Origin of the sequence: Pseudoduganella buxea (genome assembly GCF_009720835.1) — a bacterium.
GTDB classification, from domain to species: Bacteria; Pseudomonadota; Gammaproteobacteria; order Burkholderiales; family Burkholderiaceae_D; genus Rugamonas; species Rugamonas buxea.
In genome coordinates this window covers 1-255 of record NZ_WNKZ01000321.1, presented here as the reverse complement: position 1 = coordinate 255, position 255 = coordinate 1, and the positions used below count along the sequence as shown (strand labels likewise).

Annotated in this window: 1 rRNA gene; it reads right to left on the bottom strand. The window is 49.4% G+C overall.

Features of this window, described 5'->3' with window-relative positions:
- Window positions 1-87: ribosomal RNA gene (rrf, locus tag GM672_RS28155) — 5S ribosomal RNA — on the bottom strand; the annotation flags it as partial.
- Between the last annotated feature and the right edge of the window lie 168 nt (window positions 88-255).

The window sequence follows — 255 nt, the reverse complement described above, 5'->3', positions numbered from 1 at the left end:
GGTTGCAGCACTATCATCGGCGCAAAGTCGTTTCACGGTCCTGTTCGGGATGGGAAGGGGTGGGACCGACTTGCTATGGTCATCAGGCATGACTTGTACAGACTGCAGCTCTCGGTGGAGCAGCTGCGGTCTTGAATCTGGAAGAAGTAGTTTTTTGGGGTAGTGCTCAAACACTGGCAAATGCATATAACCGTCAAGGTTATAGGGACAAGCCTTACGGGCAATTAGTATCAGTTAGCTTAATGCATTACTGCA